At 72.4% G+C, this 13,402-nt stretch carries 10 protein-coding genes; 7 read left to right on the forward strand and 3 right to left on the reverse strand.

All coding sequences use genetic code 11. The features are described from left to right. The 5 genes from ACQEVB_RS36565 to ACQEVB_RS36585 are packed head-to-tail and all read left to right on the forward strand — an operon-like array spanning position 1 to position 6,842. Positions 1-1,575 (forward strand): FAD-dependent monooxygenase, encoded by a 1,575-nt coding sequence (locus tag ACQEVB_RS36565; protein ID WP_432982954.1) that lies wholly within the window; start codon positions 1-3, stop codon positions 1,573-1,575. Continuing rightward, positions 1,572-3,638 carry an acetate--CoA ligase family protein gene (locus tag ACQEVB_RS36570; RefSeq protein WP_432982957.1) on the forward strand — a complete coding sequence of 689 codons (2,067 nt, stop codon included), beginning with the start codon at positions 1,572-1,574 and terminating at the stop codon, positions 3,636-3,638. Before ACQEVB_RS36565 ends, ACQEVB_RS36570 begins: the two co-directional genes overlap by 4 nt. Next, positions 3,638-5,320, forward strand: coding sequence for a (2,3-dihydroxybenzoyl)adenylate synthase (locus tag ACQEVB_RS36575; protein WP_432982960.1), 1,683 nt, complete (start codon positions 3,638-3,640; stop codon positions 5,318-5,320). Before ACQEVB_RS36570 ends, ACQEVB_RS36575 begins: the two co-directional genes overlap by 1 nt. Positions 5,321-5,352: 32 nt before the next feature. After that, positions 5,353-6,009 carry a maleylpyruvate isomerase family mycothiol-dependent enzyme gene (locus tag ACQEVB_RS36580; protein WP_432982963.1) on the forward strand — a complete coding sequence of 219 codons (657 nt, stop codon included), beginning with the start codon at positions 5,353-5,355 and terminating at the stop codon, positions 6,007-6,009. A 41-nt stretch (positions 6,010-6,050) separates the two neighbouring features. Next, a complete protein-coding gene (locus tag ACQEVB_RS36585; RefSeq protein WP_432982966.1) occupies positions 6,051-6,842 on the forward strand; it encodes an alpha/beta fold hydrolase in 792 nt (263 codons plus the stop codon). 628 nt (positions 6,843-7,470) lie between these two features. Here the strand turns inward: ACQEVB_RS36585 and ACQEVB_RS36590 are convergent. After that, positions 7,471-8,442 (reverse strand): NAD-dependent epimerase/dehydratase family protein, encoded by a 972-nt coding sequence (locus ACQEVB_RS36590; RefSeq protein WP_432982969.1) that lies wholly within the window; start codon positions 8,440-8,442, stop codon positions 7,471-7,473. A 101-nt stretch (positions 8,443-8,543) separates the two neighbouring features. Further along, the gene (locus ACQEVB_RS36595) at positions 8,544-8,684 is read right to left on the reverse strand and encodes an NlpC/P60 family protein (RefSeq protein WP_432982972.1); all 141 of its coding nucleotides are present in this window, start codon (positions 8,682-8,684) and stop codon (positions 8,544-8,546) included. Between the two features lie 724 nt (positions 8,685-9,408). Between ACQEVB_RS36595 and ACQEVB_RS36600 the strand changes: the two genes are divergently transcribed. Next, positions 9,409-9,609 (forward strand): cytochrome P450, encoded by a 201-nt coding sequence (locus ACQEVB_RS36600; protein ID WP_432985490.1) that lies wholly within the window; start codon positions 9,409-9,411, stop codon positions 9,607-9,609. A gap of 68 nt (positions 9,610-9,677) precedes the next feature. On the opposite strand, the gene ACQEVB_RS36605 is transcribed toward ACQEVB_RS36600, so the two are convergent. Beyond that, entirely contained in the window at positions 9,678-11,243 is a 1,566-nt protein-coding gene (locus tag ACQEVB_RS36605) for an MFS transporter (RefSeq protein ID WP_432982975.1), read from the reverse strand. Positions 11,244-11,620: 377 nt separating this feature from the next. Between ACQEVB_RS36605 and ACQEVB_RS36610 the strand changes: the two genes are divergently transcribed. Then, complete coding sequence (locus ACQEVB_RS36610; RefSeq protein ID WP_432982978.1) at positions 11,621-13,372, forward strand: FAD-dependent monooxygenase; 1,752 nt, start codon at positions 11,621-11,623, stop codon at positions 13,370-13,372. Positions 13,373-13,402 lie beyond the last annotated feature (30 nt).

Genomic DNA, 13,402 nt, shown 5'->3' on the forward strand with positions numbered 1-13,402 from the left:
ATGCGGGTCGCCGTCGCGGGTGGCGGGCCGGGAGGGTTGTTCTTCGCCACCCTCCTGCGCCGCGCCGACCCGTCGATCGAGGTCACCGTCTTCGAGCGGAACCGCGCCGACGACACGTTCGGCTTCGGCGTGGTGTTCTCCGACCGCACGCTGGCCGGGATCCACGAGGCCGATCCGGTGCTGCGCCAGGCCCTGACGGAGCACGGCAAGCACTGGGACGAGATCGAGGTCCGGCTGAAGGGCGAGCGCATCCGGTGCGGCGGCAACGGCATGGCCGCCGTCGTGCGCCGGACGTTGCTGGCGTTGATGCAGGCTCGCGCCCGCGACGTCGGGGCGGAGCTGCGGTTCTCGACCGAGGTCACGCTGGCCGACCTCGACGAGTACGACCTCGTGGTCGCCGCTGACGGCACCGGCTCGCGGATCCGGGAACAGTTGGAGGCGGACCTGGGCGTCGGTCTGGGTACAGCAGTCGAGACCGCCACCGCGAAGTTCATCTGGTTCGGGACCGACTACCTGTTCGACGGGTTGACCTTCGTCCACGAGCGCAACCCGGACGGGGTGTTCGCCGTGCACGGCTACCCGATCTCCGACGAGGTCTCCACCTTCATCGTGGAGACGGATGAAGCGTCCTGGCGCCGGGCCGGACTCGACGAGTTCGACGTCACCGCGCCGCCCGGCGCCAGCGACATGATCACCAAGGAGTACCTGGAGAAGCTGTTCGCCGAGCAGATCGACGGCAAGCGGCTGCTGACCAACAACTCGCGGTGGGGCAACTTCCGCACTCGTCGGACCAGCCGCTGGCACGCCATGAGCCCGCGCCCGGTCGCGTTCCTCGGCGACGCCGTCCACACCGCCCACTTCTCGGTGGGATCGGGCACGAAGATGGCGATGGAGGACGCGGTCGAGCTGGCCCGCGCGGTCGCCGCGTCGGCGGACGACCTGGGGGCGGCGCTGGCGGCGTACGAGGCGGCGGCCCAGCCGTCGGTCCGCAGGATCCAGGACGCCGCGCGACCGAGCCTGGCCTGGTGGGAGCACTTCGGGCGCTACCACGACGAGTTCGAGCCGTGGCAGTTCGCCTACCACTTCCTGTCGCGCAGCATCTCCGACGCGCGCCTGGCCCGGCGGGCGCCGGAGTTCGTGGCGGCCAGCCACCGCGGCTGGGTCGGCGCGCACGGCGCGGAACCGCTGGAGACGCCCTTCGCGCACCGCGGATGGTCGACGCCGGGCCGGTTGGTGAGCACGTCGCCGACGGCTGTCGCGGGTGACCTCCCCCTCGGAGATGAGCCGATGGCCGGCGCGTGGGCCGCCCGCATCACCGCCCCGGACGGCGAGGACGGGCTGCCCGAGGCGTTCGGGCAGCTGCGCCGGTGGGCCGCATTGGGGGAGCGCGCACCGGTGCTGGTCGCCGTGCACGGCGGGACCCCGCTGACCCGCACCCTGGTCTGCGAGCAGGCCCGGATGCAGGAACGCCTGCCCGCACTGCTCGTGGACGCCGACGGTGCCGATGGCCTGCGCGACCGTGCGATCACCACGGTCCTGTCCGGCCGTGCCGACCTGGTCGGGGTGCCGACATGAGCGAACTCGACGCGCTGTTCGCGCCCAAGGGGATCGCCGTCGTCGGCGCCTCCCGCACCACCGCCAAGCTCGGGGCGGCGATGGCCCGCTCGCTGCGCGGCTTCGCCGAGCGCGGCGGCCGGCTTGCCCTGGTCAACTCCCGTGACGACACGATGTACTCGAGCGTGGCGGCCGCCGTGGAGGACGGCCCGGTCGATCTCGCCGTCGTCTGCGTCCCGGCCGCCGCGAGCGCGGCGGTCGTGGCCGAAGCCGCAGCGGCCGGTGCCCGCGCGGCCGTCGTCTGCGGGGGCGGGTTCGCCGAGGCCGGCGGCCCCGGCGTCGGCTTCCAGGCCGGCCTCGCCGCCGTCGCGGCGGAGTGCGGCATCCGGGTGCTCGGCCCCAACACCAGCGGCTTCCTCGCTCCGCACGCCGGCGTCACCGCCAGTTTCGTGCCCGGCGCGGCGCAGGTGCGGCCGGGGCGGGTCGCCGTGGTCGCGGCCAGCGGCGGGGTCAACCACGCCCTGTCGTTCCTGCTCGCCGAGGCCGGCCACGGCATCAGCCTGGCCGTGGGCCTGGGCAACGCCGTCGACGTCTCCGCCCCGGACGTGCTCGACCACCTCGCGGACGACCCGGCGACCGGTGCCGTCGCGCTGCACGTCGAGTCCGTCGCCGACGGGCCGCGGCTCGTCGAGGCGGTCCGCGGGCTCTCCGCCGAGCGGCCGGTCGTGGCGCTGGTCGTGGGGCGCCACGACATCGGGGCGTTCGCCGCCTCGCACACCGGGGCGCTCGCCACCTCGTGGCGCACCACCCGCGCCGCGCTGGCGCAGGCCGGTGCCGTCGTCGTCGACGACATCCGCGAGCTGGTCGACGCCGTCGGGGCGCTGTCCGTGGCCCGCGCGCGGCCCGCACGGGCGGCTGGGGTGGGGGTGGTGACCGCCCAGGCGGGGCCGGGGCTGCTGCTGCTCGACGACCTGCGTGGCCGCCGGGCGCGGGTGCCGGAGCTGGCCCCCGCCACCCGGAACACGCTGGCGACGCTGCTGCCACCGCTGACGTACCAGGCCAACCCGGTCGACACCGGCCGCCCGGGGCCGGAGCTGGGGCGGATCCTGCACACGGTCGCCTCGGATCCGGAGATCGACGTCCTCGCCGCGTACGCGCTCCACGAGCCGGACGCGGTCGACCTGGTCACCGCCGCGCTGCAGGGCCGGGTCCCCGGTGTCCCGGTCGTGGTCGGCCTCGGCGGAACCGGCACGGACGTCGTCCAGCAACGCCGCGACCTGCTCGCGGCCGGCATCGCGGTCGCGACCGACCCGAGCGGCGTGGCCGCCGCGGCCGGGGCCCTGCTCGCCGACGCCCGCATCCGGGACCGCTCCGCGGTGCCGCTCAGCCCGGCCGAGGTGCCGACCGGGATTCACGGCCCGCACGACGAGGACCAGGCCAAGAGCCTCCTCGACCGGATCGGCGTCGGGACCACCCCGCGCCGGGCATGCGGTTCCCGGGCGCAGGCCCACGCGGCGCTCGGAGCGCTCGGCGGGCCGGTGGCGGTGAAGATCCTCGACGCCGCCGTCCTGCACAAGACCGAGGTCCGCGGCGTCCACCTCGGGATCCGGACCGCAGCCGAGCTCGACACCGCGCTCGACGCCCTCGCGTCGATCGGCGCCGAGCGCTACCTCGTCGAGTCCATGGCCCCCGGCGGCGTCGACCTCGTGCTCGGTGCCCGCCGCGACCCCGTCTTCGGGCCGATCCTCCTGCTCGGCCTGGGCGGCACCACCGCCGAGGCACTGGCCGACGTCGCCATCCGGCTGGCGCCGGTGGGCCCCGCCGAAGCCGCCGAGATGCCCGCCCAGCTCGCCGGACACGCACTGCTGGACGGGTGGCGCGGCGGTCCCGTGCTCGATCCCGCCGAGCTCGGCCGGGTCGTCGCGGCACTGGGCGACCTGCTCGTCGCGAACCCCGACCTCGCCGAGATCGAGATCAATCCGCTGCGCCTCACCGCGACGGGCCTGGTCGCCCTCGACGCCGTCGTCATCCCCAGCACTGTCGTCATCCCCAGCACGGCCGACTCCCCCGATGGAGGCCGATGATGCCCAGCCCGATCCGCAGCCACACCGTTCCCTGGCCACCCGACCTCGCCGCGGAGTACGTCGCGAAGGGCTACTGGGCCCAGGTCCCGATCGGCGCCGCGCTGCGACAGGTTGCTGCCGCGCACCCGGACCGCCCGGCCCTGATCGACGCCGCCGCCGGCGTGCGCCTGACCCACGCCGAGCTCGCCGACCGCGCGGACGCCGCCGCGGCGCGCCTGCTCGACCTGGGCATGGCGCCGGGGGAGCGGATCGTGGTGCAGCTGGGCAACGGGTGGGAGTTCGTGGTGCTCACCATGGCCTGCCTGCGGGCCGGGATCGTGCCCGTCATGGCGCTGCCCGCGCACCGCCGCACCGAGCTCGCCTACCTGGCGCGGCACGCGGAGGCCACCGCGATCGCCGTGCCGGACCGGATGCGGGACTTCGACCACCAGGCGCTGGCCCACGAGCTCGCCGACGACGTCCGCGCGGTGACCGACGCGCCGTGGCACGTGCTCGTCGCGGGCGACGACGTCGCCCCCGGCAGCGTCGACCTGCGCGAGCTCTGCGGTCCCGGCGACCCGCAGGCGGACCGGGTCCTGCTCGACGCGCTCGTGCCGTCCAGCACGGACGTCGCGGTCTTCCTGCTCTCCGGCGGGACCACAGGGCTGCCCAAGCTGATCGCCCGCACGCACGACGACTACCTCTACAACGCGCGGCGCAGCGCGGAGCTGGCCGGCGTCGACGCCGACACCGTCTACCTGGTCAGCCTCCCCGCGGGGCACAACTTCCCGCTGGCGTGCCCGGGCATCCTGGGCGCGCTGCTGGCGGGCGGCCGGGTCGTCATGCTCGCCTCGCCCGAGCCCTTCCGCGCCTTCGCGACGATCGAGGACGAGGGCGTCACCCACACCGCGGTCGTCCCCGCGGTCGCCGGGCGCTGGCTCGACCACGCCACCGAACACGGATCGGCGCAGGTCGCGAGCCTGCGGGTGCTCCAGGTCGGCGGCGCCCGGCTGGCCGACGAGCTGGCCCGTCGGGTCACCCCGGTGCTCGGCTGCACCCTCCAGCAGGTCTTCGGCATGGCCGAGGGGCTGCTCAACTACACCCGCCTCGACGACCCGGACGACGTCGTCTGCGGCACCCAGGGCCGCCCGATGTGCCCCGCGGACGAGGTCCGCCTCGTCGACGAGCTCGACCAGGACGTGCCGGAGGGTGCCCCGGGCTCGCTGCTCACCCGCGGCCCGTACACCCCCCGCGGCTACTACCGGGCCGCGGAGCAGAACGCCCGCGCGTTCACCGACGACGGCTGGTACCGCTCCGGCGACATCTGCCGCCGCACCCCCGAGGGCAACCTGATCGTCGAGGGCCGGGACAAGGACATGATCAACCGCGGCGGCGAGAAGATCTCCGCCGAGGAGGTCGAGAACCTCGTCTACCAGCTGCCCGCGGTCTCACAGGTGGCCGCGGTCGCGATGCCGGACCCGCAGCTGGGGGAGCGGGTCTGCCTCTACGTCGTGCCGCGGCCCGGCGCGACCGTCACCCTCGAGGAGATCCGCGGGTTCATGGACGCGACCGGGGTGGCCCGGTTCAAGCTGCCCGAGCACCTCGTCCTGGTCGACGAGCTCGCCGCCACGAAGGTCGGGAAGATCGACAAGAAGGCCCTGCGGGCCGACATCGCCGTCCGGCTCAGCGGCGCGCCGGCATGAACCGCCACGACACCTCCCGGACGCTGCCGTGGATGCGCGAGGGCACCGCGCACCTGCTCGCCGTCGTCGACAAGCTGACCGACGAGGACCTCCGCGGCCCCAGCGCACTGCCGGACTGGACGTGCGCCCACGTCGTCGGGCACGTCGCCCGCAACGCGGAGGCGCTGCACCGGCTCGCGACGTGGGCGTGCACCGGGGTGGAGACCCCGATGTACGCCGACCGCGAGCAGCGGGCGGCGGAGATCGAACGGTCCGCGACGCATCCGGCGGACCGGCTCCGTGCGGAGCTCGCGAGCACGGCCGAGGTGCTCGACGAGGCGCTCCACGCCTTGAACCCCGCCCAGTGGCAGGCCCCCGTCCGCAGCGCACTCGGCCGGGCCATCCCCGCGGCCGAGGTGCCGTGGATGCGGATCCGCGAGGTGTGGCTGCACGCCGTCGACCTCGGCGCCGCCATGGACGATCTGCCCAGCGGCGTCGTCGACCTTCTCCTCGACGATGTGAGCGCTGCCCTGTCCGCGAAGGACGGCTGCCCCTCGCTCACGCTGCACCCGACCGACCGCGACCGGACATGGTCGCTCGGCGGGCACTCCCCGCGCAGGACGGTGACGGCGAGCGCCGCCGACCTCGCGGGCCTGCTCACGGGGCGCGTCACGGTCCCGGACCGCACGGCACTTCCGCGCTGGCTCTGACCGGTTCTACCTCGACACATCAGCCCAACGAAGGGTCCGCCATGTCCGACATCGAGTTCGAGTCGACCACCTCCGCCGACGGCACCGAGATCGGCTACTTCCGCCGCGGCACCGGCCCCGCACTCGTCATCACCCACGGCAGCGTGGCCACCTCCGAGCAGTGGATCCCCGCCACCGAGCACCTCGCCCAGCACTTCACCTGCTTCGTCCACGACCGCCGCGCCCGCGGTCGCAGCGGCGACACGGCGGCCTACGAGCTGGCCACCGAGGTCGCCGACATCGCCGCGCTGATGGCCGTCGCCGGACCGGGCGCCCATCTGCTCGGCCACTCCTACGGCGCGCTCTGCACGCTCGCCTACGCCGAGCACGAGACGCTGGACGGCACGCTGGTCCTGTTCGAGCCGCCGCTGGCGATCGACCGACCGGTCGCAGGCGAGCGGCTGCCCGGCTACCGCGCACTCGTCGAGGCGGGCGACCTGGACGCGGCGTTCGAGTACGCGCTGGTCAACTTCGTGCGGGTGCCGCCCGTGGCGGTCCCGGAGATCCGCAAAACCCCGCTCTGGGATGCGTGCGCGCCGCTCACGCCGACCTGGGTCCGCGAGCTGGAGCAGATCGACGCGCTCGGCGACGACCTCAAGCACTACGCGGCGATCACCGCGCCCACCCGCCTGATCGCCGGCACCGCCACGACCCCGTTCCTGCTCGAGTCCGCCCGCGCGCTCGTCGAGGTCATCCCCGGAGCATCGATCACGGAGCTCCCCGGTCTGGATCACTTCGCCCACCTCGTCGACCCCGCCGGGTTCGCCGAGGTTGTGCGGGCCGGCATCGCCTGAGCCGTCACCTCAGGGGTAGGCGTCGAGGTCGACGACGACGCCGGGGGCTTCCCATGTGTGTCCGAGGGAGGAGCTGAACCCCCACTGGGAGCGAACCCGCGCAATTTGCGTCCATGGGACGAACTCCAGCTGTACGAGGTCCTGCCCTGTGGAAGACGCCCAACTCGTTCGAGCAGGCTGTCGATGTCATCTCGGGCTACTTTGCGCCGATGCCGCCCGGTGTCGCCGGATCCGAGGCCCAACCTGGATCGCAATGCTTGAGCTTCAGGAAGCAGGCGTGGGGACCCGTCGTAGCGCGCTGCTGGCCAGCAGCTGGACTCGCGTTGCGGCTAAATGAACAGCGGCCTGTCCTTCGGCGGGAGTCTGGTCTCGGTTGCCGGCGCCGCCGCCATGCCTGGAGACTTGCTCGTCCTAGAGCCGTGCACTACTTCGACTGTCCTGTCGGAGCGAACTTGTCGGTGTTCGGGCAAGTTGTCGGTGCTGGTGTCGGCGGGGAACGGGGTCGGTGCCCGCTTCGAGCACGCGGCGACCATTGCGCTCCTTCACTGCCCCGACTGCCGTACCCCAGGAAGCAGGCGGTGGACAGATCAGCTACGTCAGCTCATCGACGACGTCGAGTCCAGGATGCTCACTGCGCGAGAGCGGAGAGCCCGTCGTCCCGGGTGATGACCGGGGTGTAGCCGAGGTCGGTCCGGGCGCGGCTGATGTCGATGGTGCACTCGTGCGCGGAGAGCCAGTACCGCAGGCGGGTCAGCGGTGGAGTACTCGTCACCCGGGCCGCCGACCACACTGTCTCGGCCACCGATGCCAGCGGTGCAGCCACGGATGCCGGCAGGCTCCTCGCCGGTGGGACGTGGCCTGCGGTGGAGACGAGCCGGGTGACGAAGTCACGGAACTCGACGGGATCGCCGTCGGTCACGAAGTAGACCTGACCGCGCTCCCCCTGCTCTGCGGCGCGGATCAGGCCTTCGACGGCGTTGGCGACGTGCGTGGTCGCGGTCAGGTGCCGGCCGCCGCCGATCCACGTGAAGCGGCCACGCCGGATGCTGTCGACGAGTCCGGGCAGGATCGTCGTGTCCCGCGGACCCCAGATCAACCGCGGCCGCACCACGACCGTCTCGAACACGCCGTCGTCGGCGGCACGGACCAGCTGCTCGGCCATTGCCTTGGTCGCGACGTAGGGGACGGGCGAGGCCGGCTGCAGCGGTGCTGTCTCGTCGACGCGGACCAGGGGTCGGCCGTTGAGGAGCACCGCCTCGGTGCTCACGTGGACGAGCCGCTGAACCTCGGCGTCGCGGGTGCCGGCGATGACGTTCGCAGTGCCGGTCACGTTGCCGGCAACGAACTCCGCGCGTGGTGCCCACTCGCTCACGGTGGCCGCCGCGTGGAACGCGAGCTCGGCACCCGCCGCGCCGGCCCGCACGGACTCGGCGGACGCTAGATCACCGCGGACCGGCTCCGCACCGCGCGCGGCGACCGCGCTGGCCGCAGCAGCCGACCGCGCGAGGGCCCGTACCGTCCAGCCGGCACCGACCAGCCGCTCGATCAGGTGCCCGCCGACGAACCCGGAGCCGCCGGTCACGAACGCGGTACCGACCATCCACGCAGCGTAGGGGACACGAACACCCTCTACGCATGCCGATGGCGCTGGCCCGGACAGTTCAGCGCCAGGGTGCGGGTCGGGCGGCACCGACATAGCAGTCACCCTGGTAGCGGGCCGGTTGTACTCGGACGGGCTGGCCGAAACGTGGGGGCGTTGATGATCTGGCTGTTGCCCAGGTACAACGCGACGTGGGTGACCCGCTCGGTTGAGCCGTAGAAGATCAAGTCGCCGGGAAGCAAGGGTTGTCCGTCCGGGACGGGTGGTTGGGACCGGTGTCAGGCCGTAGTCGGAGTCGTTGGCGATGCGGATTGCCTCGGCGCCGCACTCGACGACCCGATCGCGCTGGTGGACCGGATCCGCGGCGCCCTCCCGGTCGGCGACGGCAGAGTCTCCGCCGGCGCGGCGGCCCCAGCCGCCCGGTGACGGCAGGTCCCCGCGTCACGCCGTCCCGACCTGTGCCTGCACCGACCGGACTGCGATAACAGTGGCGGACTGCGCGAGCCCTGTGGACGGTCGGGAGCACCGGCAGCATCGCGAGCACCGACCCGGCCGAGCGCGATCACCCACAACTGGCAACACGCAATCGCGGGTGTCCGATGCACGAACGAGGGGGCCGACGGTCGCCGTCTCCGGCCGATCGACGCCTCTGAGCAGCTGCGGTGGATCCGGCGCTGCTTGGCGTCCGCTGCAGCTGTCGGGGGTGGCGCCGCCGGGTGGTGTAGCTCGGGCGACGGCGGGAACCGCGAGCGGGTGCGCCGGCACGCGCGCCGGCAGTGGGTCGTCCGTTCTGAGTAGCCGCTACCGCGGCTTCGCCCGCACGGTGTCGCGACCGGTGACCCTGCACGGCATCGGGATCGAGCCGAACCAGCTGATCGCCCTCGCCTACGCGGCCGCGAACCGTGACCCGACCAGTTCCCGTCTCCCGACGAGTTCCGCCTCGACCGCCCGAACATCCACCAGCACCTGGGATTCGGACGCGGGCGACACCGCTGCGCCGGAGCGCCGCTGGCGCGCCTCGGCATCAGGGTTGCCCTCACGCACCTCCTGCGCGCAACGGAGTCCTTCCGCGTCAGCGGCCCGACCGTGGGCGCGCGCATGCCTGAAGTGGGCCTGACGTCGGTGCCGCTCGAGCTCTGCCCCAGCACTGCTCGAACGCAGGGTTGACGGCGATCACGCAGGAGGCGGAAGGGTCAGGGCCAACGGCCGGACGCGTCTGCGGACATGCCGGGGATTCACACCCTTGCGGTCGCGTCGGGCTTGACCACCAGCAGGGCGATCAGCGCGCCGATCAGGGATGCCACGCCGCACGCGATCAGGCCGGTGGTGAGGCCGTGGGCAAGTGCTTCGCGGGCGGCGGTGAAGATCTTGTCGGTCGCGGGGCCGAAGTCGGCCGAGACGAGGGCCAGTGGTCCGCCGTGGGCGAGCGCGCCGTCGGCCACCGCGCGGTCCGCGGCGGACAGTCCGGCCTGGTCGAGCCGGCTGCCGAGGACCGAGTCCGCTGAGCTCATCGCGACCGCGCTGATCACTGCGGCGCCCAGCGTCTGCCCGAACTCGCGGACGAGGTTGGTGCTGGCGCTGGCCATTCCGGTCAGGTGCGGCGGCACGGTGTTGATCGCCGCAGCGGTGAGCGACGTGATCACCAGGATCAGGCCGATGCCGAGCAGGAACACCGGTCCGGTCACCGACGACAGCGAGGTGTCGGTGATCGGGAGGAACGCGAGCCAGAACTGTCCCGCCGCCATCGGCACGAGACCCCCGACCAGCAACGACCGCACGCTCACCTGGTGCAGCAACCGGCTCAGAACGGGGGCGAGCAGCAACGACACCCCTCCCAGGATCACGAACGGCAGCGCGATCCGCAACGGGCTCTGGTGCTGGATGGCGCCCATCCGGATGGACAGCGAGTATCCCGCGCCGACCACGCCGAACATCCCGATCAGCCCCACCCCGGACGAACCGGCGAAGGCCGGGATCCGCAGCAGGCTCAGGCGCAACATCGGAGACTCCGACCGCAGCTCGGCGAGTACGAACAGGACGAGGAAGACCGCCGCCACGGTGAACCCGATGATCGCGGCGGCAGAGCCGAAGCCCTTCTCCGAACCTTCCTGCACCGCCCACAGCACGCTCAGCAACGCGATGGCCACGGTGATCTGCCCCGGCCAGTCCAGAGAACGACCCTCGGGCGCCTTCGAGTCGGTCACGAACACCTGGCTGATCACGGCGACGACCAGACCGATCACCAGTGCGGGCACGAACGCCCACCGGAAGCTCAGCCATGTCGCGAGCCCTCCGGACACGAGCGGTCCCAGCGCCCCGGCAGCCGTCATGCTCAGCGCCCACCGGGCCACCACCTTCGCCCGCGGCTTCGCCTCCGTCGTGCCGGCCGCGATCACCGCGAGCGAGGACGGGAACAACGCCGCCGCACCGATACCCGCGATCACCTGCCCGGTCCACAGCCATTCGATCGATCCGGAGAACACATTCACCGCGTTCCCCACCGCCATCAGCAGACCGCCGAGCACGAGCAGCCGTTTACGGCCGAAGATGTCCCCGATGACGCCGAAGTTCAACTCCAGGACCGCGGTCGGCAGAATGAACGCGGTTGCCACCCACGCCAGCTGCGACCCCGACGCCTGGAATTCCTGCTGGATCGCACCGTTGATCGGGGCCGGCAAGGTGAGGCACAGCTGCGCGATCGCCACCGACAGACAAGCCGCGAACAAGGTCCCCTTGGTCAGTTTTGCGGCGCGGGACGCATCGGCGGATGGTGAGTTGCTCTGCTCGGGTGGCGCTGACATCTCGGGCTCCTTTGCTCGTTTGTCTCGATGACTCAGACGCCCCCGGCGTCAAGCAGCAGCACGCCTCAGTGGGCGGCCTCGGACGGGTCCGGCACGGGTGAATCGCGGGCGACGGCGATGTCGAGGACGGCGGGACGCCGCCGGTGTTCGCGGCGAGCGCGCTCCAGTGCGGGCATGAGGTCCTGCTGCGCGTGACCGCCGTCGTCGCCGCCGCGTGCTCATGTCGTACGAGTACGTGCTCCAGGCCCGTGGCCTCCACGCCCTCGGCCCGGAGGATCTGGACCTCCTGGACGCTGGACGCAGCCGGATCGGAAGCTGTTTATATATATGTTTTCTTGCTACGCTCTGTCAACCTTCGATCCAAGGGAGAGGTGCGCATGCGCGACGAAGAAGTCGGGGTGCTCGTCGTGGGCGGAGGGCCGGTCGGGCTCACCGCCGCGATGCTGCTCAAGCGCCTCGGGGTGGACGTACTCGCGATCAACAAGGGGTTCCGGACGTCGGACCGGCCCAAGGCGCACATGCTGAACCAGCGCTCGATGGAGATCTTCACCGAACTCGGGCTCGCCGAGGCCATCTACGTCCACAGCGCGCCCCCGGACCGGATGGCTACCGCCGCCTGGTACGCGGGCTTCGCCGGGCCCGACCCGGACCACGGTCGACTGATCGGGAAGATCCCGGCCTGGGGAGAGGGTTATCGCGACCCGGACTACGTCGCCGCCAGCCCGTGTCGAACCGCCAACCTGCCGCAGCTGCGTCTGGAGCCGCTGCTGCACCAGCGTGCGGTCGAGCTGGTCGGTGCGGACCGGATACGTTTCGGGCACGAGCTGCTGTCCCTGGAGCAGGACGCCGACCAGGTCACCGCACTGGTCAGGGATCTTCGGTCCGGAGCCGAGTTCGCGGTCCGCGCCCGTTATCTCGTCGCCGCGGACGGTGGTCGTACAGTCGGGCGTTCGCTCGGGATCGGGATGACGGGCACCGGTGACCTGGCGCGCGTCACCACGGTGCACTTCACCGCGGACCTGTCCCCGTGGGCGCCCGATGACGACGCCATCATCCACTACCTGGTCAATCCCGCCTTCGGCCGTTCCGTCGACGGCGGCGTGCTGCAGCCCGTGGGGCCTCGGCGGTGGGGCCCGGACTCCGAGGAGTGGTCCATCAGCTTCGGGCTGCGGGACGGGGAGAGCTACGACGAAGCGAGCGTGGTGCCACGGCTCCGGGCGATGCTCGGCCTGCCCGACCTCGACTTGCAGGTCCAGGTCGTCAGCACGTGGACCATCGCCGGTGCGGTCGCCGACCGGTTCGCGGCCGGCCGGGTGTTCCTGGCAGGCGATGCGGCACACCGCAATCCACCGACCGGCGGCCTGGGCATGAACACCGGCATCGGCGATGCGTACAACCTGGCCTGGAAGCTCGCCCAGGTACTGGACGGCCGCAGTGCCGCGGACCTGCTGAACAGCTACGAGAGCGAGCGCCGGGCCGTCGCGGAGGACGTTGTCCGCGCCGCACTGGCCAACGCCACGGCGGTGTTCGAGCTCGACGCGGTCCTCGGCCTGTCCCCGGAACTGTCCGAGGCGGAGAACTGGCAGCGAATCAAGCAGGTGTGGCGGGAATCCCCGGAAACGCTGGCGTTGCGCACGGCGGTGGAAGACGCGCTGATGCAGCAGACCGCGGACTTCCGGGACCACAACCTGGAGGTCGGCCTGAGCTACGCGGCAGAGCAGTGCGACTCTCCCGATCCGGTCCGGATCTTCCGGCCCAGCACCGTTCCCGGCAGCCCGCTGCCGCACGCCCCGCTGACCCGGCTGGGCCGGCACTGCTCGGTGCGTGATCTGGTCGCCGGCGGGCGCTGGGTGCTCATCATCGGAGCGCGCGGCGCCGCCTGGCGCACGGCCGCTTCCGCACTGCGTTCGTCCCTGACACCCGCGGTGGTGCACATCGAGCACGCCCATGGCGACTGGCTGGACGTCCGGTGCGCATGGACCAAGGCGCGCGGAGTGTCCGCCGCCGGGGCGGTGCTGGTCCGACCCGATCGCTACGTGGCCTGGCGCTGGGACGAGGTTCCGACGGACCCCGTGGCGGCCCTGGCGGACGCACTGACCACCACGGGACATGCCCGGTCGACGCTCTGATCCGTGATTGCCACCTCGATTCTCCGGGAG

This window comes from Pseudonocardia sp. CA-107938 (genome assembly GCF_050936315.1).
Classification (GTDB): domain Bacteria; phylum Actinomycetota; class Actinomycetes; order Mycobacteriales; family Pseudonocardiaceae; genus Pseudonocardia.

What these genes read in the sequence shown, in the direction of transcription:
- ACQEVB_RS36605 (WP_432982975.1), bottom strand. Translation starts at nt 11,243, where the DNA reads ATGTCAGCGCCACCCGAGCAGAGCAACTCACCATCCGCCGATGCGTCC.
- ACQEVB_RS36590 (WP_432982969.1), bottom strand. Translation starts at nt 8,442, where the DNA reads ATGGTCGGTACCGCGTTCGTGACCGGCGGCTCCGGGTTCGTCGGCGGG.
- ACQEVB_RS36580 (WP_432982963.1), top strand. Translation starts at nt 5,353, where the DNA reads ATGCGCGAGGGCACCGCGCACCTGCTCGCCGTCGTCGACAAGCTGACC.
- ACQEVB_RS36565 (WP_432982954.1), top strand. Translation starts at nt 1, where the DNA reads ATGCGGGTCGCCGTCGCGGGTGGCGGGCCGGGAGGGTTGTTCTTCGCC.
- ACQEVB_RS36570 (WP_432982957.1), top strand. Translation starts at nt 1,572, where the DNA reads ATGAGCGAACTCGACGCGCTGTTCGCGCCCAAGGGGATCGCCGTCGTC.
- ACQEVB_RS36610 (WP_432982978.1), top strand. Translation starts at nt 11,621, where the DNA reads ATGCGCGACGAAGAAGTCGGGGTGCTCGTCGTGGGCGGAGGGCCGGTC.
- ACQEVB_RS36585 (WP_432982966.1), top strand. Translation starts at nt 6,051, where the DNA reads ATGTCCGACATCGAGTTCGAGTCGACCACCTCCGCCGACGGCACCGAG.
- ACQEVB_RS36575 (WP_432982960.1), top strand. Translation starts at nt 3,638, where the DNA reads ATGCCCAGCCCGATCCGCAGCCACACCGTTCCCTGGCCACCCGACCTC.